The sequence below is a fragment of the Maribellus comscasis genome (genome assembly GCF_009762775.1).
In the GTDB taxonomy this organism is placed as follows: domain Bacteria; phylum Bacteroidota; class Bacteroidia; order Bacteroidales; family Prolixibacteraceae; genus Draconibacterium; species Draconibacterium comscasis.
Window position 1 is genome coordinate 3,060,383 of the sequence record NZ_CP046401.1, and the last position, 20,394, is coordinate 3,080,776.

Annotated in this window: 20 protein-coding genes; 11 read left to right on the top strand and 9 right to left on the bottom strand. The window is 37.6% G+C overall.

All coding sequences use genetic code 11. The features are described from left to right. Positions 1 to 6: 6 nt before the first annotated feature. Positions 7 to 1,233: an FG-GAP repeat domain-containing protein gene (locus tag GM418_RS12105; RefSeq protein ID WP_158866447.1), complete on the bottom strand. Its 1,227-nt coding sequence runs from the start codon at positions 1,231 to 1,233 to the stop codon at positions 7 to 9. Positions 1,234 to 1,415: 182 nt separating this feature from the next. Between GM418_RS12105 and GM418_RS12110 the strand changes: the two genes are divergently transcribed. Both GM418_RS12110 and GM418_RS12115 read left to right on the top strand, forming a co-directional pair. Continuing rightward, positions 1,416 to 2,450, top strand: coding sequence for a sensor histidine kinase (locus GM418_RS12110; protein WP_158866450.1), 1,035 nt, complete (start codon positions 1,416 to 1,418; stop codon positions 2,448 to 2,450). Then, entirely contained in the window at positions 2,447 to 3,196 is a 750-nt protein-coding gene (locus tag GM418_RS12115) for a LytR/AlgR family response regulator transcription factor (protein ID WP_158866452.1), read from the top strand. The genes GM418_RS12110 and GM418_RS12115 overlap by 4 nt, the downstream gene beginning before the upstream one ends. Before the next feature lie 106 nt (positions 3,197 to 3,302). Here GM418_RS12115 and GM418_RS12120 read toward each other — a convergent pair whose 3' ends face one another. Both GM418_RS12120 and GM418_RS12125 read right to left on the bottom strand, forming a co-directional pair. Then, the gene (locus GM418_RS12120; protein ID WP_158866455.1) at positions 3,303 to 5,249 is read right to left on the bottom strand and encodes a glycoside hydrolase family 97 protein; all 1,947 of its coding nucleotides are present in this window, start codon (positions 5,247 to 5,249) and stop codon (positions 3,303 to 3,305) included. Between the two features lie 117 nt (positions 5,250 to 5,366). After that, positions 5,367 to 6,146 carry a cupin domain-containing protein gene (locus GM418_RS12125; RefSeq protein ID WP_158866458.1) on the bottom strand — a complete coding sequence of 260 codons (780 nt, stop codon included), beginning with the start codon at positions 6,144 to 6,146 and terminating at the stop codon, positions 5,367 to 5,369. Between the two features lie 120 nt (positions 6,147 to 6,266). Here GM418_RS12125 and GM418_RS12130 point away from each other — a divergent pair, with 120 nt between their 5' ends. Further along, positions 6,267 to 6,998 carry an MBL fold metallo-hydrolase gene (locus tag GM418_RS12130; protein WP_158866461.1) on the top strand — a complete coding sequence of 244 codons (732 nt, stop codon included), beginning with the start codon at positions 6,267 to 6,269 and terminating at the stop codon, positions 6,996 to 6,998. Positions 6,999 to 7,106: 108 nt separating this feature from the next. On the opposite strand, the gene GM418_RS12135 is transcribed toward GM418_RS12130, so the two are convergent. Next, complete coding sequence (locus GM418_RS12135; protein ID WP_158866464.1) at positions 7,107 to 7,316, bottom strand: hypothetical protein; 210 nt, start codon at positions 7,314 to 7,316, stop codon at positions 7,107 to 7,109. A gap of 184 nt (positions 7,317 to 7,500) precedes the next feature. On the opposite strand from GM418_RS12135, the gene GM418_RS12140 reads away from it, so the two are divergent. Further along, positions 7,501 to 8,193 (top strand): Crp/Fnr family transcriptional regulator, encoded by a 693-nt coding sequence (locus tag GM418_RS12140; RefSeq protein ID WP_158866467.1) that lies wholly within the window; start codon positions 7,501 to 7,503, stop codon positions 8,191 to 8,193. A 222-nt stretch (positions 8,194 to 8,415) separates the two neighbouring features. On the opposite strand, the gene GM418_RS12145 is transcribed toward GM418_RS12140, so the two are convergent. After that, positions 8,416 to 8,955 carry a collagen-like protein gene (locus GM418_RS12145; protein WP_158866470.1) on the bottom strand — a complete coding sequence of 180 codons (540 nt, stop codon included), beginning with the start codon at positions 8,953 to 8,955 and terminating at the stop codon, positions 8,416 to 8,418. Between the two features lie 161 nt (positions 8,956 to 9,116). On the opposite strand from GM418_RS12145, the gene GM418_RS12150 reads away from it, so the two are divergent. The 7 genes from GM418_RS12150 to GM418_RS12180 are packed head-to-tail and all read left to right on the top strand — an operon-like array spanning position 9,117 to position 16,749. Further along, complete coding sequence (locus GM418_RS12150) at positions 9,117 to 9,380, top strand: PqqD family protein (protein WP_158866473.1); 264 nt, start codon at positions 9,117 to 9,119, stop codon at positions 9,378 to 9,380. Between the two features lie 8 nt (positions 9,381 to 9,388). After that, positions 9,389 to 10,435: an ATP-grasp domain-containing protein gene (locus GM418_RS12155; RefSeq protein WP_158866475.1), complete on the top strand. Its 1,047-nt coding sequence runs from the start codon at positions 9,389 to 9,391 to the stop codon at positions 10,433 to 10,435. Between the two features lie 11 nt (positions 10,436 to 10,446). Further along, positions 10,447 to 11,787: an alanine racemase gene (locus GM418_RS12160; RefSeq protein WP_158866478.1), complete on the top strand. Its 1,341-nt coding sequence runs from the start codon at positions 10,447 to 10,449 to the stop codon at positions 11,785 to 11,787. Positions 11,788 to 11,795: 8 nt separating this feature from the next. Then, the gene (locus GM418_RS31845) at positions 11,796 to 14,021 is read left to right on the top strand and encodes an urea transporter (protein ID WP_158866481.1); all 2,226 of its coding nucleotides are present in this window, start codon (positions 11,796 to 11,798) and stop codon (positions 14,019 to 14,021) included. Next, positions 14,000 to 15,322, top strand: a complete 1,323-nt coding sequence (locus GM418_RS12170) for a hypothetical protein (RefSeq protein WP_158866484.1) — start codon at positions 14,000 to 14,002, stop codon at positions 15,320 to 15,322. The genes GM418_RS31845 and GM418_RS12170 overlap by 22 nt, the downstream gene beginning before the upstream one ends. Further along, positions 15,310 to 15,933 (top strand): tetratricopeptide repeat protein, encoded by a 624-nt coding sequence (locus GM418_RS12175; RefSeq protein WP_158866487.1) that lies wholly within the window; start codon positions 15,310 to 15,312, stop codon positions 15,931 to 15,933. Before GM418_RS12170 ends, GM418_RS12175 begins: the two co-directional genes overlap by 13 nt. 24 nt (positions 15,934 to 15,957) lie before the next feature. Continuing rightward, the gene (locus tag GM418_RS12180; RefSeq protein ID WP_158866490.1) at positions 15,958 to 16,749 is read left to right on the top strand and encodes a T9SS type A sorting domain-containing protein; all 792 of its coding nucleotides are present in this window, start codon (positions 15,958 to 15,960) and stop codon (positions 16,747 to 16,749) included. Between the two features lie 2 nt (positions 16,750 to 16,751). On the opposite strand, the gene GM418_RS12185 is transcribed toward GM418_RS12180, so the two are convergent. From GM418_RS12185 to GM418_RS12200, 4 genes are all read right to left on the bottom strand, one after another. Continuing rightward, positions 16,752 to 17,771, bottom strand: a complete 1,020-nt coding sequence (locus tag GM418_RS12185) for an acyltransferase family protein (RefSeq protein WP_158866493.1) — start codon at positions 17,769 to 17,771, stop codon at positions 16,752 to 16,754. Positions 17,772 to 17,851: 80 nt separating this feature from the next. Then, positions 17,852 to 18,790: a mechanosensitive ion channel family protein gene (locus tag GM418_RS12190; protein ID WP_158866496.1), complete on the bottom strand. Its 939-nt coding sequence runs from the start codon at positions 18,788 to 18,790 to the stop codon at positions 17,852 to 17,854. A 264-nt stretch (positions 18,791 to 19,054) separates the two neighbouring features. Next, positions 19,055 to 19,804 carry a DUF2202 domain-containing protein gene (locus tag GM418_RS12195; RefSeq protein ID WP_158866499.1) on the bottom strand — a complete coding sequence of 250 codons (750 nt, stop codon included), beginning with the start codon at positions 19,802 to 19,804 and terminating at the stop codon, positions 19,055 to 19,057. Between the two features lie 64 nt (positions 19,805 to 19,868). Continuing rightward, the gene (locus GM418_RS12200; protein WP_158866501.1) at positions 19,869 to 20,387 is read right to left on the bottom strand and encodes a hypothetical protein; all 519 of its coding nucleotides are present in this window, start codon (positions 20,385 to 20,387) and stop codon (positions 19,869 to 19,871) included. Positions 20,388 to 20,394 lie beyond the last annotated feature (7 nt).

The window sequence follows — 20,394 nt, forward strand, 5'->3', positions numbered from 1 at the left end:
TTTTTGTTATTTTTTGTTTGTGCCATTTTGCAGCCAGATATCGATTCCCGGGGCCCGGAAAGCGTAGGGTTTTGAAAGAATATCATAGTCTCCGTCGCCGTCAAGGTCGGCAATTTTAGCTTCGTGGTGGCTAAAACCTTCGTTAATTATATAGTCGGTAAAATTTCCCTTTCCGTCGCCAAGTAGAATCCGAAGTTTTGCGTCAGGATTGTGCTGTTCGCTAAACCGCATTTCTGCATTAAAAATATCAAGGTGCCCATCGCCGTTAAAATCAATAATTTCTATCGAATGACCGTTGTCAATTTCAGTAATTAAAGTTTTTCGTTTCCATGTTCCGTTTTGCCATTCATACAAAAACATGGGAGCAATTCCATCGCCAACCACAAGTACAATTTCCGGTCGTCCACCTTCAATAAGTTGTGCTGCTGCAGAACGAGAGAAAGAGTAAGAGGCATCTACAATATTTTCCTGAAATTTTTTGTCTCCTGTTTTTTTAAACCACCGGCCTCCGCCGATAATATCGGGAATACCATCTCCGTCAATGTCGGCTTTGGCCAGCCCTTCGTGTTCATTTACACGTTTCCAGTCTGGCATTTCACCCGGAGGTTGCATTTCGCTGTCGTTTGCGTAGGAATAAATCGGAATCATTTCCCACTCTTCGTTTTCTCGCGGGTTTTTCGGAATTTCAGCCAGGAATAGTGTATTTGCATTCTGGTTCCAGAATGCCAGCTCCATTAAACCATCTCCGTCAAAATCCCCAAAAAGCTGGTCGTGGTGTTTGGTTGCGCCCGATTTTTTTACGGTATGGCGTTTCCAGGGTATTTCCGGACTGTAATTGGGATATGGATTTTCCCACCACCATACTTCGCTGGAGCGGGATTCGCCACCAAAAACGGGATCCAGATCACCATCGTTATCAATATCCCAAACTGCTGAACCAGCTTCAATTCGCAAAAGCCCGGTGTCTAAAATGTATCTGTCCCATTTTTCTCCGTTTTTTTTGTACCAAACTACTGCCGGCGCCTGCACTCGCTCAGTGACAATAAAATCATTTATTCCGTCTTTGTCGATGTCAAAAACAGCGCAACTTGTTTGTTGTTCGCTGCCGTTGGGAACCTCCAGGTCTCCGTTTTCAGAAGAATAATGTTTCCATTCAGTCTCAGGGATGGGAGGCTGACTAAATCCTTTTCCGCTAAAAAGAAAAATTAAAAAAATGAGGTGTAAAGTTTTCATTCTAAACTAATTTTGTGTTATAAAACTAATTGCCTGTTTTGATTTTAGCAAGCGAAAAGTCCTCTCATTTTACGAATAAGCGTCTAAAATTTACGATTCAGCAAGATTTATTTTCAAATACCGGTTTTTCTGCTGAATTTTATTTCCGGTAACATTGAGTTAAAACACCAAAAAACGAACATGTGAAAGTTTCAAAGAAAATATTTTTTACCCGGTTAAAAGTTTTTGGCGGAGCTTTGGGTATCTCGCTTTTTTTTAGTTTGGTTCTTCGCGGAAAGTTGTTCGACTCTGGTTTATGGAACATGTTGGTTTTGACCTATATTCAGCTTGAAATATTTCTGTGGTTGGGAAATCGTTTTTTTAGAGATATAAAAAGAGAATCAGTTAACTACAAACGTAAAATGGTTTCGCGTTTGTTAAAGTTTTACCTTACCGTTTTGGCTATTGCGTTTGTAATTTTTATGACCGTTTACACCGCAAATTTTGTGTTAAACGGCGCTGACTTTAGTTACTATTTTATCGGGTTGAGAGAAATAGAGATGAAAGGTTTTTTAACGGCCGCACTTATTGGTTTTTCGTTGGGTGCGCTTTTCTTTTTTTACGTCCAATGGGCAGAAGCTTTGCAACGCGAGCAAAAGCTCACACGGGAAAAGCTGGTTTTTCAGTACGAAACTTTAAAAAACCAGGTGAACCCGCATTTTCTTTTTAACAGTTTGAACACACTTTCATCGTTGGTTCGCGAAAATCCTGATCTTTCAGAAGAATTTATTCAAAAGCTGTCACATATTTATCGTTATGTTCTTCGTGATAAAGAAAAAGAGCTGGTGCCGCTTTCTGAAGAAATTGATTTTGTAAGAGACTATTTTTACCTGCGGAAAATAAGAGACGAAGAAAAGATCGATTTGAAAATTGAAATCAGTGAAATGACAGGAGCCAAAGTGCTACCGGTCTCTTTACAACTTCTGGTTGAAAATGCCTTAAAACACAATTCTGCAACGCGCAGCAATCCGTTGGAAATTACCATTCACACTGATGGATTGGACAAGTTGGTTGTTCGAAATAATTTACAAAAGAAAACAAGATGGGAAGAATCCTCTAAAATAGGGCTGAAAAATTTAAACGAACGGTGTAAATTAATACTAAACCAGGAGGTGGAAATTCGTGAAACTGAAAGTGAGTTTGTTGTAAAAATTCCTGTAAAGATTGAATCCATATGAAAGTAGTAATTGTAGAAGATGAACGTTTGGCTGCTGAAAAACTACAGCGGCTTTTAAAACAGGTCGATTCCGGCATTGAAGTTTTAAAAGTGCTTGAGTCGGTTGAGGAAGCGGTAAACTGGTTTTCTGTAAATGTTTCGCCCGATCTTGTTTTTATGGACATTCAACTTGATGACGGCATCTCCTTCGAAATTTTTGACACCGTAAAAATTGAAGCCCCGGTTATTTTTACTACTGCATTTGACGAATATGCCATTCGGGCGTTTAAAGTAAACAGCGTGGATTATCTTTTAAAACCGGTTGAGAAAGCTGCCCTTGAAAATTCGCTGCGTAAATACAGGAATATTTATACTGCAAAACAGACAGAAATAAATATTTCGAAAGTGTTTGAGCAAATGGCAAAGACTTATAAATCGAGGTTTCTGGTGAAAATAGGAACTCACTTTCAATCAGTGCCGATTGAAAATATTTCCTGTTTTTTTGTTGAAGAACGTTCAACATTTCTAAAGACAAAAACCGGTAAGAATTACGATTTGGATTATTCACTTGACCAGATACAAAAGTTAGTGGCCCCGGAATTGTTTTTTCGGATAAACCGTAATTTTTTGGTCAATATCAATTCTATCTCTGAAATATTAAGTTATTCAACAAGCCGTTTAAAATTGAAACTTCATAATTTTTCTTCGGAAGGACTAATTGTTAGCCGCGACAAAGCAGGGGAGTTTAAGCTTTGGATGGACAGATGAATAAAAGTGAGATTAATAATATGGTGTACAGAATAAAAAAGGTTGAGTTCGGAAAACTCAACCTTTTTTACATTATATTTTTATCCTGGTACTAAAATCTCACATTTTACTTTTTTGTAATAACTGCTACCCAACCACCGCCGGGTGCCATTTCTACTTTTACTTTTGATGAACTGCTTACTGTTATTTTTTCCTGTGAAAAATCGGCAGCATGTTTATCGGCATTTACACCGTCTTTCCAAATTTCCATTGTATAATTTCCATCTCCAAGGAAACTCAAATCCAGATTTAGTGTACGTGGGTCCCAGTCAGTCATTGCACCAACAAACCATTTATCGCCCGATTTACGGGCCACTGCTATGTAGTCGCTTACTTTTGCTTCCAAAACTTTGGTATCGTCCCAAACAGCCGGAACAGCTTCCAGAAATTCCATACATTCCGGTTCGCGGTAGTAATTGGAAGGGTTGTCGGCAAGCATTTGCAGCGGACTTTCAAAAACCACATACATACCCAACTGGTGACAACGTGTTCCCGGACTCATCGGCTCGGTGAAAACTGCGTTAAAATTGGTTTTATTGGCATTTAACATCGCGCCCGGTGTAAAATCCATTGGCCCGGCTACCATTCTTGTAAAAGGTAAAGTAACATTGTGTTCCGGGTCAGGCAGATTTGACCATTTTGCATTTTCCAGGCCTTTTACACCTTCATACGAAATTACATTGGGGTATTTTCTGTCGAGACCTGAAGGTTTATACGCTCCGTGGTAGTCAACAAGCAACTCGCGTTTGGCACATTCACGTGCAATTTTTTCATAGAAATTAACCATCCACTGGTCGTCGCGCTGCATAAAGTCGATTTTAATCCCTTTTACACCCCATTCCTGAAATTGGTCAAGCGCTTCGATAAGTTTATCGTCGAGAGCTTTCCATACTACCCAAAGAATTACGCCAACATTTTTTTGTTTTCCGTAATCAACCAGCTCCTGAATGTCGATGTCGTCAACCACATCCATAATGTCTTCGAGGTGATACCAGCCTTCATCCAGAATAATGTATTCCAGTCCGTATTTCGATGCGAAATCGATGTAATACTTGTATGTATTGTTATTTACTCCCGATTCAAAATCAATACCGTAAATGTTGTTTGCATTCCACCAGTCCCATGCTACTTTTCCCGGTTTTATCCAATTTGTATTTTCGAGTACATTTTCAGGAGCCAGTTTGTAAATCATTTCCGATTCTACCAATCCGGCATCATTGGTAATAATCATCGCTCTCCACGGAAATGTTCTTGTACCCTTGCATTCGGCAATATAATCGGCATATTTTGTAGGAGCCACGTTACGGTCGCCGTTTTGTTTGGTTTCCAAAACTACGCCAGGATATTTTCCCACCAAGGCATTTGTATTTTCGGCACTACCTTTTAAAAACATTCCGGGATAATCCATTAAATCCGATTCCGAAATATAAACTTTAGTATTGTTCCCACAGTCAACCAGCATTCCCGTAGAACAGAAACGTTCGGGTGTTACATCCGAAAGTTTAACTCTTTCATAAACGCGTTCCTGGTGTGTAAACATACTTTCTTCTTCGGGGAACCAAATTTCGTGGTTTGCAGGAAATGCAAAAGTAGCCTGCTCACTCACAACTTTAAACGGTTCTTTCTTTTCAACTCCCCAGCGGTAGGCAACACCATCGTTGTATACTTTAAATTCAAGCGAGTAATTTTTGAATGAAAGTGTTATTAAGTTGTAGTGATCTTTAAATTGAGCGTGTTTTCTGTTTACTACCGGAATAATTTCCTGGTTTACTTCTGTTGTTTTTGTTTTTCTGACTCTTGCGTTTTCACCCAGAACCAAACCGTCATCCAGTTTCATCGAAATTGCTGAAGGCGTTATAATTTCCTTTCCATTAAGTGAAACAGCGTAAGTAATGTCCTCATCTACAGATACAGTAACCTTCAGTTCTCCGGAGGGAGAAGAAACCGTGTAATCTTTTGCGTTTAGATTTAAAATCAGGGAAATAAACAAAGTAATAAACAAATATTTTTTCATTGCTATTAAGTTTTTTTGGTTTTAGGGCGGCAAGTTACTTAATAATTCAATGTTTTGGGAATTTTTATCTTTCGAAAATTACTTTCAAAGAAAAACTTCACATAAAAAGATACATGGTTATTTTACCCATTTAAAAGCAAAATATTCGCATTGTCCTTTTCCTGCATTTCGTATTCCGTGCGGAACTTCATCTGTAAGTAACACCAGTGAACCTGGCCCCATTCGGTGGGGAGTTCCGGCTATGGATTCTTCAGCTTCACCTTTTATTATCAGAATAATTTCTTCATTGGAATGAACATGTTCAGCATGACTGGTAACCCCTTCATTTAATGTAGTAACGTGCATTTCCAGATTCGAAAGCAGTGAAGTTTCACGGTCCATGATCTGTCGTTTTCCTCCTTTGCCGGTTGTTTGAAACGTAATTTCATCCCAGTTATAAAAGGCAGATCCTCCATTTTGTTTTGTCTGGTTTTTAGCAACCTGCAAGTCGGTTTTCCAGCGGATGATATAATAGGATGCCTGAGTGTCTCCGGCATTCCGAATCCCGTGCTCATCGCCCGGTAAAGCGAGGATTACACTACCGGGCCCCAAAATTTTTTTCACTCCCTCAATTTTTTGTTCAATCTTCCCCTCTTTTACAATTATCAATTCTTCCATGTCGGTATGCACATGGCTTGCATGAGGTGCATTTCCCGGATCTAAAGTTGTTACGTGAATTTCAAGGTAATCCAGCGCATTTGTTTTTCCTTCTAAAATCTGTCTTCGTTCTCCGGAATTTGTCTTTTCTGTTTCCAGGGCATTCCAGTCATAAACTTTTGTTGAAAGTTTTTCTTCCGGCATAGTTTGAAATGTATTTCCTAAGAAAATGAATGGTAAAAATAAAATTAATGTTTTCATTTTTAGTAGTTTAAGAAATGCAATATATGTTTTTTTTTAACCAGAGAAAAGTAAAGGTGTAAAATGCTTGCAAATCAAGTCATGAAATTTATAACTTTAATGAAACTTAATTCTGAAAAAATGAAAAAAATGATAATTGGATGTATCTGTCTTTTAGTGGTTGGAATTTCGGTAAATGCAGCCACGTTTGAAAAAGACACGATTAAAACTTCGGATGGCGATTTAGTGATAACATTTATTGGCCACGGAACATTAATGATGGAATTTAACGAGAAAGTTATTCACATCGATCCGGTTGGCATGTTTGCCGATTACTCTGCTTTACCAAAAGCTGATATGATTTTGGTAACCCATTCGCACGGCGACCATTTAGATGTAAACGTGATTAAGCTGTTAAAAAAGGAAGCCACCTTTGTTGTAATGACCGAGTCGTGCAAAGAGGCATACCCGGATGGCTTGGTATTAAAAAATGGCGATTCGGTAAATTACTTTGACATCGACGTTGATGCTGTTCCCGCATATAATATTAAACATGAGCGAAGCGAAGGAAATCCTTTTCATCCCAAAGGAGAGGGTAACGGATATGTTTTGCATTTTGGTGATACAAACGTTTATGTGGCAGGTGATACCGAAAATATCCCTGAAATGGCAGATTTAAAAAACATAGATGTAGCATTTCTGCCAATGAACCTGCCTTATACAATGACTCCGGATATGGCTGCCGATGCCGCCAGGATGTTTATGCCAAAGATTTTGTATCCGTATCATTTTGGCGAAACGGATACCGGGGAACTTGTTGAGCTGCTAAAAACGGAGAAAGAGATTGAGGTTCGGATAAGAGAATTAAAATAAATGCCGGAAAAAGATAAAAACAAGAAAGCCGCAGGAAGTTATCATGCGGCTTTCTTTAACCTTAAAATCTTAATTACGTAAATGTTTAAGGAGTTAATATCGAGGAAACTATTTTTTTTTCATTTTCTTACAGCCTCGTGTTACGCAAATCGTGGTAATCACAATTCCCGTTATTGCAAAAGCGATAAGAGAACCGTAGAAATATTTTGATGGTAAATTTGCACAACATGTCAAAAAACCAAAAAGTAAAGTGGCCAGGAATCCCAGAATTCCCCATATGCCTAAGTTATATCCAATTAAGAACAGTTCTTTTTTCATTTTATAAATTTTTATGAATTTGCATTGTTTATTCTTTAACAAGATTTTCAAACTCAATACAAATGCTGCTTTCATAATGATTTCCATTGTAAAAATAAACTTAATTTTGGCCATTTGTCCATAATATGTTGTGATATTTGTTCTTATTTATTGTGATATTTGTTACATTTTAAAAAAGGAGTAAATGGAGCGGAGAATAAAAAAATGTTTGGGTTGTACAATAAAATCGACGGCCGTTTCTATTTTAAATCAAAATGAGTTATCTGTTTTGGAAGACGGATGTTCTCAGCACGAGTTCAAAAAAGGAGAATTGCTTTTTAAAGAAAATACACCGGCTCATACCATTTGTTACATACGGAGTGGTTTTGTAAAACTTGTAAAGCGAGGTCTCGGTAAAAAGGACTTCATTTTAAACATTTCAAAAAGCGGAGCTTACCTGGGTGTTCAGCATTTAAACCGCAAACAGGGTAATTGTTATTTTTCGGCCATTGCTATAACCGATGTCCAGGTTTGTTTTATCGAGCTTGATGTTTTTGGCAGGTTGCTCGAAAGTAATGGTTCCTTTGCGACTGAAGTTATCTCGTATATTTTTGAGGATGAAATGAATTATTTCGACCGTCTGGTGAATAATGTACAACAACAGCTTCCCGGCCGACTGGCGAACACACTCTATTATTTTCGAAACGAAGTTTATAATCAAAAAGAGTTTAACTTAAATATCAATCAAACCGAACTTGCTTCGTTGATTGGAACATCGCGTGAAAGCGTTTCAAGGTTATTAAAAGAGTTTCAGCAAGCAGGCATAATTAAAACGGAAAGAAATAAAATTACGATTTTAGATGAAAAGCGACTTTTGGAGATAAAACAAAAAGGTTAATAAAAAGAGGCTGTCCAAAAAGTAAAATAAATTGAAATAAAACTTTCATTTTATAACCGGCTTTCGTTTTACCCCTCCAAACCTCCCCTAAAGTGGGAGGCTTAAAGTCCCCTACAGGGGATTTAGGGGTAAGAAACAAAGCGTTACTTACGAATTGTAAGTTAATCCCATTATGAAATAACTTTTTGGACAACCTCTCAGAATTATTGTTTAATCTGTTAATCAATTCATTTGTATTGAAGAATCAATTTTTTCAATCGATTTCAGGTTTTTATTCATTGATTTCATTACTGAATCAAAATTACCTATATCAAATGACTTGTCTTGCATGAATGCTGCAGGAAGAACTGCAATTCTGAATATTTGATTATCTGTTTCTGCCGGGAGCAATTCTGATGTTGTCCATTCCAGAAAGATTTGTACATCGTCCAGTGTGTAATCAAAGTTGTACTGAACAACACCGTCGTTTTCGATGACAACTGTTTGAGGAAGTAATCTCCATACATCTTTGCCGTCAATAACATCCCAAAGAATATATACCAGCACAGCATCGCCGTCATAAACAGTAAAGTTATTTGGAAATTGGAAAAGAACTGAATATTCATTTCCGGCGGTAAAATTAATCGGATCGGTTTCAAAAACGGTTCCTATTTCTGCATCCATACCGTCTTCTCCGGGAGTGCCGGGAGGGCCAACAGGTCCTTCACATGATGTAGTAAAAATAAGGGCTAAAACTAAAAATAAACTTGCTATTGTTTTCATGACTAAAAAATTTAAAAATGGTTAATTATGAAAAATGTTAAACAATATTAATGCCAAATGTAATCAACTTCTGTAGATGTAATTTTTAGCGCGGTTAAAAAGTTTTCGGAAAGTGCAAGTTTTAAAAATGGTTGGTGTCAAAAGTTCAAAATTTAATAGAAATGAAAATAGCTGTAGAAGTCAAAATTAGTAATAACGGGTTTGTTTTTAACTCGAAGACCGGCGATTCATTTAATCTGAATCCTTTTGGGCTGGAACTGATTAATACTATCCGTGAGGGAAAGGATCTCGATATCATAAAAATGGAAATGCTTGAAAGATACGATGTTGATGAACTTACTTTTGAAAGGGATTTTTATGAATTCTGTGCGTTGCTGAAACATCACCAAATTCTGGAACAAGGCAATCCGCTCGATTTTAATTAAGAAGGAAAATGGCAAAGAAAAAAATTACATTGGCGGTTACCGGTTTGAACAACACCGACAACCCGGGGCCGGGAGTTCCTGTGATTCGGGCCGTTAAAGAATCCGAAGATTTGGATGTCCGGGTAATTGGGTTGGTTTACGAAAACCTCGAACCCGGAATTTATATGGAAGGTTTGTGCGATCGAATTTTTCAGATTCCATATCCTTCTTCAGGTTCAAATGAATTGATTGAGCGCATTGAAAAAATTCATCTGCAGGAAAAAATTGATGTTCTGATTCCCAATTTCGACGCCGAACTTTTTTCTTTTATGAAAAACGAACAACGGTTGCTCGAAAAAGGGATTCATACTTTTTTACCCAACCTGAAACAGTTTCAGGAAAGAGAAAAAGACAAACTGCCCGAATTTGGGAAAAAATATGATGTGAAAGTTCCGGGAAGCATCAACCTGGGAAGTACAAATCAGATTTCAGATATGGAAGATAAATTTGATTACCCGGTGATGATAAAGGGGCAATTTTACGATGCTTACGAAACCAATAATGAGGAACAGGTAAAACAGGCTTTTTACAAAATTTCTTCAAAATGGGGACTTCCTGTAATTGCGCAGGAATTTGTAAAAGGGATTGAAGTAAATGTAGTTGCATTGGGCGATGGAAAAGGGAATACAATTGCGGCAGTGCCCATGCGAAAACAATACATTACCGACAAAGGAAAAGCCTGGGGCGGTATCACTCTGGCCGATGAAAAAATGATGGAACTCACGCGCTCCATTATTCAAAAAACAAATTGGAAAGGCGGCATGGAACTGGAAATGATTAAAACCAGCAAAGGAGAGTATTATCTGATTGAAATCAATCCAAGGATTCCGGCATGGGTTTATCTCGCGGTCGGTGCCGGTCAAAATATTCCGGAAGCACTAATAAAACTGGCACTTGGGCAGGAAGTTCAACCCATGACTTCTTATAAAATAGGGAAAATGTTTGTCCGCTACTCTTACGACATGATAGTTGATCTCGAAAAATTTGCAGCAATTTCAATGAACAAGGAAATTTAAGAAAACAGAAAATGGAAAAGTTAAAATACGAAAAGCCAATAATTAGTAGAATTACAGCGGGGATGCCCAACAAGTTTGGATTACCTTCTAAAATTAAAACAGTTTCTGAAATTGATGGAATCCCTGTCTCCACGCTGATGGAACAATATGGTTCCCCCGTGTTTGTAATTTCAGAAAAAACCATTCGGGAAACCTATGCCGAAGCGAAACAGGCATTTGAAACCCGCTATCCCAAAGTTCAGTTTGCATGGTCGTACAAAACCAATTATCTCGATGCCGTGTGTAGTATTTTTCACGATGAAGGTTCCTGGGCAGAAGTGGTTTCAGGTTTTGAATTTGAAAAGGCGCTCTCTTTGGGAGTTAATGGCTCGCAAATTTTGTTTAACGGTCCCGAAAAGTCGGAAGAAGATTTGACACTGGCTATCAATCACAATGCCTGTATTCATATCGACCATTTTGATGAATTGTATTTACTGATTGAAACTTCGGGAAAACTAAATAAAAAAGCACGAGTTGCCATCCGTGTAAATATGGACACAGGTATTTATCCGATGTGGGATCGTTTTGGATTTAATTATGAAAACGGAGAAGCCTGGAACGCTATTAACCGGATAATGTTGGCTGAAAATCTCGAGTTAATCGGGTTACACACACACATCGGTACATATATTATGTCTGCTTCTGCTTATGCTGTTGCTGCATCGAAACTGGCAAATTTGTATGTAGCTACACACCGAAAATTTGATCATTGGATAAAATACATTGATTTGGGTGGTGGTTTTGCTTCAAAAAATACACTAAAAGGCGCTTACATGCCGGGTTCAGAAACTTGTCCCACGTTTGACGAATATGCCGAAGCTATTTCAAATGCCTTGATTTCATCAGAGATTCCGCACGAAAATCTGCCCGTTCTTTTCCTCGAAACCGGCCGGGCGCTGATTGATGATGCCGGTTATCTGCTCACCACAGTTTTGGCCAACAAACGTTCTTCAACCGGCCGCCGTTCAATGGTTATCGATGCCGGGGTAAACATTCTTTTTACAACATTCTGGTACAATCTGGGTGTTTTCCCTTCCAAAGAAACTTCTGATTTTTTGGAAGAGACCACCATATATGGTCCGCTTTGTATGAATATCGATATTATTCGTGACGCCATAAATTTTCCATTGGTAAAAGTTGGGGATCAGCTTGTCATTGAACGGGTTGGAGCTTATAATATGACACAGTGGATGCAGTTTATCACCTTCCGTCCAAATGTAATTTTAATTGATATGGAGGGTAAAACGCATATTATTCGGAATAAAGAAAAACTGGAAACCATAACCAGCTTCGAAGTAAATCCTAAAAAATAGTGGTTGGGATGAAAAATAACACCTTGAACGGGAGAGATATTGTTGATTCGGTTTTAAATAGCTATTCGCAGGTATTTTTTTCAAAATCGAAATTACTTGCCTTTTTTTTAATTGTAATCAGTTTTTTTGATTACGGTGCAGGAATTGGTGGACTGATTTCGGTTTTTATTGCGAATGCACTGGCTCGTTTTTTGGGCTATAACAAATATTTTCTCAATTCAGGTTTGTATGGATTTAATGCACTGCTGGTGGGTTTGGGAGTTGGTTTATTTTATCAACCCTCAGTGCCGTTGTATATTTTGATTACAGTTGCAGCGGTGCTTACATTCTTTTTAACCGTTGTTTTTCAAGGTGTTTTAGGAAAGTACGGATTACCCTATTTAAGCCTTCCTTTTCTGTTGGCTATTTGGGTTGTTGCCCTTTCAGCCGGAGACCTTTCAGCTTTAAATATCAGTGAGCGGGGAATTTATACCTATAATGAACTTTATGCACTTGGTGGACAGACTTTTGTAAATATTTATGAATTTCTGGAAAATCATATTCGTTCCTCGTTTATTCGTATTTATTTCCATTCGCTGGGCGCGATTTTCTTCCAAACGCATTTACTGGCCGGCATTATTATCGCCATTGGTTTACTTATATATTCGAGGATAACTTTTGTTTTGTCAGTTCTGGGATATTCGGTTGCATATCTTTTTTATCACCTTGTTGGAATCGAATTTAATTCGCTGGGATATACATTTATTGGTTTTAACTATATTTTAACAGCTATTGCTCTTGGCGGCTATTATCTGGTTCCGGGAAAAGTGAGTTATGGTTGGATTATTTTGTTGCTCCCGGCTGTGGTTTTGATTACAACCAGTACACAACAAATTTTTCTCACATTTAAAATTTCACCTTATTCGTTGCCATTCAACGTGATTGTTTTGATGTTTTTATATGCATTAAAACTCCGTGAAGTGCGACCCAAAAAACTGGTTGAAACCCCTGTGCAGTTGGGAAAACCAGAGAAAAATCTGTATTTGTATTCCGGTAACCTGAAACGTTTCCCGGCTGCTTACCCGGTTTCGGCTTCGTTGCCATTTTACGGTGAGTGGACTATCAATCAGGGGCACAATGGTGAACATACACATAAAGGGGCCTGGCGTCATGCCTGGGATTTTGTGATTACTGACAAAAACGGGGCCCAATTTAAAGGCTCCGGCGATTTTCATGAAGACTATTTTTGTTTTGGGAAAACAGTGCTTGCTCCTTTCGATGGGACAGTTGTTGAGGCAGTTAATAATGTTGAAGATAATACAATTGGCGACATTAATACAAAAACCAACTGGGGGAATACGGTGATTATAAAACACAACGACTATCTGTATGCTAAACTGAGTCACCTTAAATTTCATTCGGTGGAAGTAAAACCCGGCGACCAGGTTAAGAAGGGTCAGATTATCGGGAGGTGCGGAAATTCAGGGCGTTCACCCTATCCGCATTTACATTTCCAGTTTCAAACAACTCCTTACATTGGCTCTGTAACACTCGATTATCCGTTTGGCCATTACTTGCTGAAAGAGGAAAATGCTTTAACACAAAAAAACTTTGATTTCCCAAAAAACAAGCAGATGGTTGTGAATCCGTCAAAAAATGAAATTCTTTCGGAAACGCTTCATTTTATTCCGGGACAGCGCTTAAAAATTGATGTAGAAGTCGATTCAAAAAAGCAAAAATGGCAAAAACTGGCTGGCAATTTCGAATTGCATGTTGAAACCGACGTTTTTAATACGACTTATATTCGGTGTCCCCAAAATGCTGCAAAGGCTTATTTATACAATGATGAAAATTTGCATTATTTTACCAATTTCACCGGCTCTAAAAATACCGCGCTTTACTGGTTTTTTATTTCGCTTTTTAAAGTGCCATTGGGATTTCTGCCCAACAGCAAAATTTACGACAGTATTCCTTTGAACATGATGTTTAGTGGAGCCCTGAAATTTCTACAGGATTTTATTGCGCCTGTTTTTCTCTTTTTAAAAGTAGATTATGCACTGACAATAAAAGAAGCCGGAGATATTTTGTCGTCAGGAGATATTAAAATGGCTGCTGTAATTACCAAAAAGATATTTGGCCGCGAAACCGCTAAAATTTTGGCTGAAATAAAAATAAAACAGGAAGGGAAAATTGAAATTGATATTGAATTTAAGGAAGCAAAAATTAAACTAATATGTCAAAACGAGTTGGATTAATAATAGTTTTTGGTTTGTTATTTCTGGCTGTTTCTGCGCAGGAAACCTGGAACTATGCCGCAGTTGATAAAAAGTCGCACGAATTGTATCAGAAAAAAAAATGGGCTGAGCTCATTAAATATTCAAATGATGCAAGGAATCATGGGATTGATTTTTTTTATTTACAGGCACGCAGCGGAATTGCCTACTATAATTTAAAGTTGTATCGAAAATCGACAAAATGGTTTTTAAAAGCCTATGAAAATGACCAGTCGTTTGAATGGCTGCAAGAGTATTTGTATTACAGTTTGGTTTTTGGTGGCAGAACGACCGAGGCACTAAAATACGCCAAAAATTTTACACCGGCATTTCAGCAGAAAATAAATTATGCTCCGGCAAAAATTTCCCGGATTGCATTTGAAGGGGGCTATAGTTTTAATCCGGATTTCGACAAAATAAAGGGAATTGCCTATCACGAACAGTTAGATGTTGGCGATAATTACGGAGAGGCTTATTTCCTTGAAAACTATCATTTTGAGTCGTTCGATTTGAGTCATCAGTTGGCACCTGGTGTTAGTATTAATCATAATTTCACGTATTTGGGATTGAACAAAGAGGAGCAGGTTTACTGGGGTTCGCAAAATGAATTTCCCATAAAAGTCAATCAATTTCAATATTTTATAAATCCCTACTTTGTTTTGGGTAAAAAATGGTATGTTTCTCCTTCTGTCAGTATTGTTTGGGGAAACACTGAATTGTACTTAGGGAACTATGATCCGAATACCTTTTATGTGTCTAGCTTAAAATATTCTGATTTTATTTATACTACTTCCTCCTGGTCACATTTTGGAAATTTTTCACCTGGAGCAGAAATAAATTTTGCCAATATTTTTGATGTAAGTTTTACTCAAATGTCGGCTTGGATTTGCTATTATCCTTTTTCAAACACAAATTTTTATATCACACCCCGGGTGTACTTTCGAGGTGATAAAGCGGAAAGCCTTGGGTATAATACTTTCGAAGTTTCAGGCGGCATTCAGTTAGGACCGGTTCATTTATACGGGAAATATTTAAACGGAGATATGCGCAATTTTATAGAATCAGCCGGTTACGTAATTTCCAATTTCCCCGGGAGCTCGGATCAGAAGATTATGGGGAGTTTATATTTTCCGACAGGGAAAAAATACCAGTTTGTTTTTAGGTACATCAATCAAAATATAACAGAGAATTACCAGGTTTATACAAGTGGAGTTAAGAGTAACTCACTGGAATACAATTATGTAAAACATACTATAACTGCAGGAATATCATGGAATTTTTAAGAAAAAGTATCATTTTGGGTTTATTGGTGTTATTATCTTTTTTAGGTTGGGCACAGGTTAACCAGGAATTGTTGGAAGATGCATTTGCAAAAAGTTATGCATCAGAAAAAAACGGAGATTTTAAAGCTGCAATGGACCCGTTAAAAAAAGTATTCGATGAGTCATCATATGAAATAAACCTGCGGCTGGGCTGGTTAAATTACAATGCCGGTTTATTTGATGAGTCTATAATTTTTTACAGCAAAGCCCGGGAACTGAAGCCATATTCAGAGGAAGCCCGTTTTGGTTTAATTCTGCCAAAAGCTGCACTTGGGCGATGGAACGAAGTAATTGAACTTTATGATAAAATTCTGGAAATTAATCCGAACAACACAGTTGCCATGTACCGTTTAGGATTGGTTTACTACGGTCGTAAAGATTATTCCCAGGCTTTCCCGCTCTTTAAGAAAGTAGTCGATTTGTATCCGTTTGGCTACGACGGGCTTTTAATGCTTGGCTGGACTTCCTATTTTTTGGGAAATTACAACCAGGCCAAAGTTTTGTTTAACAAAGTCCGGTTGTATAACCCTAACGATGAGTCGGCTACCGAAGGTTTAAAATTGATAAAATAACAATTAAAAAACTAACCGAAAAAGATGAAAAAAATTTTTGTTAGCTCCTTTTTTGTATTGCTGGCTTTTGTTTTAAATGCACAAGTTATTCTGGATCATACCTATAATTATTCAGCTACTGTTGTTCAGTTTGAGACTCTTGGTTACAAATATTATTTAATGGATGTGCCGAATTCTCAGTGTCGGATATACAACCTGGATCATTCATTGTATAAAACCATCGATTGTTCAGTGCCATCTGGTTGTTACCTGTCTGATGTAAAATTTCTTTCAGAAAAATTGTTTGATAATGATTCTGGAATTGAACTGCTCTACACTTATTATAAATATTATTCCGGCTCTGCCTATTACGAATATGATAGCAAAATTATTAATGATGACGGATCACAAATAGTATTTATCGATGGTGCATTATACAATTATATCAATAAAACCGGCGAAGATTCATACAAACTTTTTTCGTATTGTTATGATTTTTCCAGCTTCCCGGAAGTGGTATGGACAAATATTTATTCACTCCCCGGAACTGCGGTTATGAATTCCGTTGTCTTTGAAAACAGCTCCAAAATTTTTCTTGATGCTTTTCCAAATCCTGCATCCGGCACTTTAAAAGTGAACTACAATTTACCAAAGGATGTTTCTGAAGGTGTCCTTCGATTGTATGATAATTCAGGCCGTCCGGTTAATCATTTTACGGTAGATCATTTTTCAGATCATCTTGATTTGGATGTATCACAAATGGGAAGCGGTGTTTATTTTTATTTTATTGAAGCTGAAGGAACAAAATCTCCTTCCCAAAAACTGGTCGTTCAGTAATTTTAGCGTGCCGGTTTTATATTTGTTTTTTCAAATAGCCAGGTCAAAAGAACAGTTACTGAAAATATTCCGGCAAACCAGAAGACGTAGCGATTAATTGGTTGAGTTTGATAAATGGCAGTGGCAATGTTTCCGATTATCAGCCATTGGATAAGATAAAAAAGTGTGATGTTTTTTCCGAGCCATCGAAGAAATACCACTAACCCGCTTTTAGAATTTTTTTGAATTATAAACCTCAGAAACAGACTCCATAATATTACAATTCCAAATGTCCAAAGCGAAAACAAAAATGTGTGGTGGTAATAGGCCGATAAATCAATAGTATTTTTGATTCCCCATTCTGAAAAGAATAGTATCAGAGCTGCAACCCCGGTTAAAATAAATGCAGAAATCCATTTTTGTTTGTTGAGAAATTGTACAATTTTTTCTTCAAAATGATAAAAAGCAAATCCAAGAAAGGGATATGCCAACCATGGAAACAGTGGAAAGTAGGACCAGGAAAAAGTTCCGGCAATAAAGGGCAAAATGTAATTTCGTTCTGTTGTCATAAATTCTTTATTCAAAAAGCCGGTAATGCCGGTAATCAGAAAGACCAATACAAGTGAAATCAGTCCGCGATTATTTTTAACGGGTTTTAAAAACGAAAGAAAAATAATACTCAGTCCGGCGAGATATAAAATATCAACTCCCCAAATATATTCCCTGGGATTGATTTGCCATCCCGCAAATTTTATTTTCAGAAGCAAGTGAAAATTCAGCCCGATATTTAGCAAAATACCAAGTGCAAAAACTTTTATTCCTCTTAGTAAATTTTTGGCTAAAGGTTTTTTATTGCGGGCAATAAAATAACCCATTACGATCATAAAAACAGGAACGGCAACCGGCCCTCCCAAAAACAAAACCGTTTTTCCAAATAAACTTTCACGCCCCGGATAGTCAATAAAAAGTTCGAGAATGTGAACCGGAACAATTAAAAAGACCGCAAATCCTTTAAGCAGGTCGGGTAGTGCCAATCGTTTCATTTTGTATGAATTTTACTTTGTTGATTAGACACCCAACAGCTACTAAACTTGCGGCCTTTTCAGCAGACGATAACGCCTGTTTATTTTGTTTCTTTTGCTTTATCTTCTGCTTTTTCCATAGTGAGTTTTAACGGTTCAATCTCTTCTCCCCAGTATATGGTTTGATGCGGGAATGGTATTTCAATCCGGTGTTCATCAAATGTTTCTTTTAAGCGTTTCCGGTATTCACGGCCAATTGTCCACTGCTGAATGGGCTTGGTTTTAATACGTCCTTTTACAACAAGAGCACTGTCGCCAAAACTGTCTAACCCAAAAATTTCCATGGGTTCAAGAATATTGTTTTTATATGCGTCTTCTTCCATCATTCCATCGGCAACCTGCTTCATCAGCTTCATTACTTTATTTAGGTCTTCTTTATAAGCGACACCGATATCAAAAACCATAGCCGACCAATCTTTAGTCATGTTGGAAACCGTATTGATTTTTCCGTTTTGAAAAATATGAACCACACCCGAGAGGTCGCGTAAAGTAATTGTTCTGAGTTCAATTTTTTCTACCAATCCCCCGGTTCCGTTAATTATTGCCACATCGCCGGTTCTGATTTGGTTTTCAAGCAAAATAAAGAAGCCGGTAATAAAATCGCGAACCAATTCCTGTGCACCAAACCCAACTGCCAGGCCAATAATTCCAGCACCAGCTAATATGGGAGCAATGTCAATATTTATTTTTTTGAGGAAAATCATGATAAAAATAGACCAAACGATTATGGCGACACCTTTTTTTACGATTCCCATAAGTGTATTTAGGCGTTTTTCTATTTCCAGGTTGGGCTCTTCTTTTCTGTTTACGGTTTTTTTGGCGAGAACGGATTTTAATTTTCGAACCATAAAAAATCCGACACGCAACGAAATAATTAGTAGTATAACCAGAATTACAAGTGAAGGTAATTCCGACACAATCCAACTGGTTAAGCTTTTTGCAAATGTTTCCCAAAACTCGGGAGTAAAAATATTTCCCATACTCTTTAATTTTCAGTTTATAAAAATTTCTCAGTAAACAGAAATAATAAAAGACTATGCCAGAGAGAGTTGAACAATGGTGTTTTGGGGTTACATGCCTGATACTAAAATGATTATTCCATTCTTTGACTGAAAGTGTTATGTGTATTATACGGACAGGTTTTGTGAGGTTGATTGTGGAAATCTTTCACAAGTTATAAAAAATAGGATAAAAAAATCCCGGATGTAAATCCGGGATTTTCTGGTTTTCTGTTTTTAAATGAACTAAAAATCGGGTCCGGTTCCATCACAGGTTGTAGAATCGTTGGAATTGTAATAGTAATATCCCGGAGTCCATTCTGAAGTGTTTGATTCTTCAAGAATTTCCTTGTATTCTTCTTCCGAAATTACAGTAGGAGTATATGTTTCGCCCTGGCGCGATAATGCAAAAGTAAAAGCTTTCAGATGGTTTTTAGAGCCACGTAACAAATTAGAGTAAACCCTGATAACATCTTCATTTTGAGTTTCCTCTAAATGGTTTTGTAAGTCGTTTATATCGAACTCTTCAATAAATGCGCCCACTTTTAAGGCTTCAACAAGACCCGCAGAACCATCTTCGGTTAGTGATGCGAACAATTCGCTAAAGATCGGATTTGAAAAAACACCTTCTTCATCTGTTGCAGGATCTTCAAGTCCGTAACCCGACATCAGGTATAAAACGGCACTGGTGTGGGCAGATTCACTTTTTGAGATATTATCAAAAATTACATAGTCGTAGGTTTCAAAAAAGGAAGAATAAACATCGTGGGCCAGTTTTTCTTCTTCGCGCATTTCCATTAGTCCTGCAATTTCTGCATCTGTTAAGTCTCCTGAGAAAGTGCAACTGTCGCCCGGAGCGAGTGCTATTTCACTACTTTTTTCTTCATCGGCTGTTGCCAGCGTTTCTTCTACCTGACTGATTGTTTCTGAACAAGATACAAACAGAATTGAGGCGATTGCCAAAAAGGCGACAAATAATAGTTTTCTGATTTTCATAACATTAATTTTTATTTGAATAATATTGAATTACATGGGGAGATAACTTTTGTCTGTTGTTTGTTTAATTGAACCTCGGACAATTTCTGTAATATCCTCTTCCATATCCGGCCCCTCTGGATCCTCCTCTGTTTCCTCTTGCAAAACCCTGCTGGTTTCCATATCCGGCACCGTTTCCACGCTGATAAGCCATCCGTTGATTTCTATAATTATTTCCACGTAACTGAAGAAGTTCATACTCTTTTTGTTGATCTTCAGTGAGTAATTTTTTTACTTCCATGCGATGTCCGACTACATTTTCCAACATTTCTTCCCGGATGATATCTTTTTCATCCCAATTTGTTGTTGCGCGTCTTTTATCCCGCAACACATCCATTTGTTCCTGATGTTTGTTCTCCAGTGCTGTAATTGATTCAACCTGCTCATCTGTTAAGTCGGAAAGATAATTTAAACAGGTAATTTTTTCGTTGTTCTGAGCAAATGCTCTGTTTCCGTTTCTCCACCCTTGAGCAAAAAGAGTGCTTGTTCCCAATGCGAGGGCAAGGAATACCCAGGCAAATTTTTGTAACTTGCTAATTTTCATGATTTTA

What these genes read in the sequence shown, in the direction of transcription:
- GM418_RS12150 (WP_158866473.1), top strand. Translation starts at nt 9,117, where the DNA reads ATGAAAATAGCTGTAGAAGTCAAAATTAGTAATAACGGGTTTGTTTTT.
- GM418_RS12180 (WP_158866490.1), top strand. Translation starts at nt 15,958, where the DNA reads ATGAAAAAAATTTTTGTTAGCTCCTTTTTTGTATTGCTGGCTTTTGTT.
- GM418_RS12170 (WP_158866484.1), top strand. Translation starts at nt 14,000, where the DNA reads ATGTCAAAACGAGTTGGATTAATAATAGTTTTTGGTTTGTTATTTCTG.
- GM418_RS12155 (WP_158866475.1), top strand. Translation starts at nt 9,389, where the DNA reads ATGGCAAAGAAAAAAATTACATTGGCGGTTACCGGTTTGAACAACACC.
- GM418_RS12185 (WP_158866493.1), bottom strand. Translation starts at nt 17,771, where the DNA reads ATGAAACGATTGGCACTACCCGACCTGCTTAAAGGATTTGCGGTCTTT.
- GM418_RS12195 (WP_158866499.1), bottom strand. Translation starts at nt 19,804, where the DNA reads ATGAAAATCAGAAAACTATTATTTGTCGCCTTTTTGGCAATCGCCTCA.
- GM418_RS12135 (WP_158866464.1), bottom strand. Translation starts at nt 7,316, where the DNA reads ATGAAAAAAGAACTGTTCTTAATTGGATATAACTTAGGCATATGGGGA.
- GM418_RS12175 (WP_158866487.1), top strand. Translation starts at nt 15,310, where the DNA reads ATGGAATTTTTAAGAAAAAGTATCATTTTGGGTTTATTGGTGTTATTA.
- GM418_RS12190 (WP_158866496.1), bottom strand. Translation starts at nt 18,790, where the DNA reads ATGGGAAATATTTTTACTCCCGAGTTTTGGGAAACATTTGCAAAAAGC.
- GM418_RS12140 (WP_158866467.1), top strand. Translation starts at nt 7,501, where the DNA reads ATGGAGCGGAGAATAAAAAAATGTTTGGGTTGTACAATAAAATCGACG.
- GM418_RS12160 (WP_158866478.1), top strand. Translation starts at nt 10,447, where the DNA reads ATGGAAAAGTTAAAATACGAAAAGCCAATAATTAGTAGAATTACAGCG.
- GM418_RS12120 (WP_158866455.1), bottom strand. Translation starts at nt 5,249, where the DNA reads ATGAAAAAATATTTGTTTATTACTTTGTTTATTTCCCTGATTTTAAAT.
- GM418_RS12125 (WP_158866458.1), bottom strand. Translation starts at nt 6,146, where the DNA reads ATGAAAACATTAATTTTATTTTTACCATTCATTTTCTTAGGAAATACA.
- GM418_RS31845 (WP_158866481.1), top strand. Translation starts at nt 11,796, where the DNA reads ATGAAAAATAACACCTTGAACGGGAGAGATATTGTTGATTCGGTTTTA.
- GM418_RS12115 (WP_158866452.1), top strand. Translation starts at nt 2,447, where the DNA reads ATGAAAGTAGTAATTGTAGAAGATGAACGTTTGGCTGCTGAAAAACTA.
- GM418_RS12200 (WP_158866501.1), bottom strand. Translation starts at nt 20,387, where the DNA reads ATGAAAATTAGCAAGTTACAAAAATTTGCCTGGGTATTCCTTGCCCTC.
- GM418_RS12145 (WP_158866470.1), bottom strand. Translation starts at nt 8,955, where the DNA reads ATGAAAACAATAGCAAGTTTATTTTTAGTTTTAGCCCTTATTTTTACT.
- GM418_RS12105 (WP_158866447.1), bottom strand. Translation starts at nt 1,233, where the DNA reads ATGAAAACTTTACACCTCATTTTTTTAATTTTTCTTTTTAGCGGAAAA.
- GM418_RS12130 (WP_158866461.1), top strand. Translation starts at nt 6,267, where the DNA reads ATGAAAAAAATGATAATTGGATGTATCTGTCTTTTAGTGGTTGGAATT.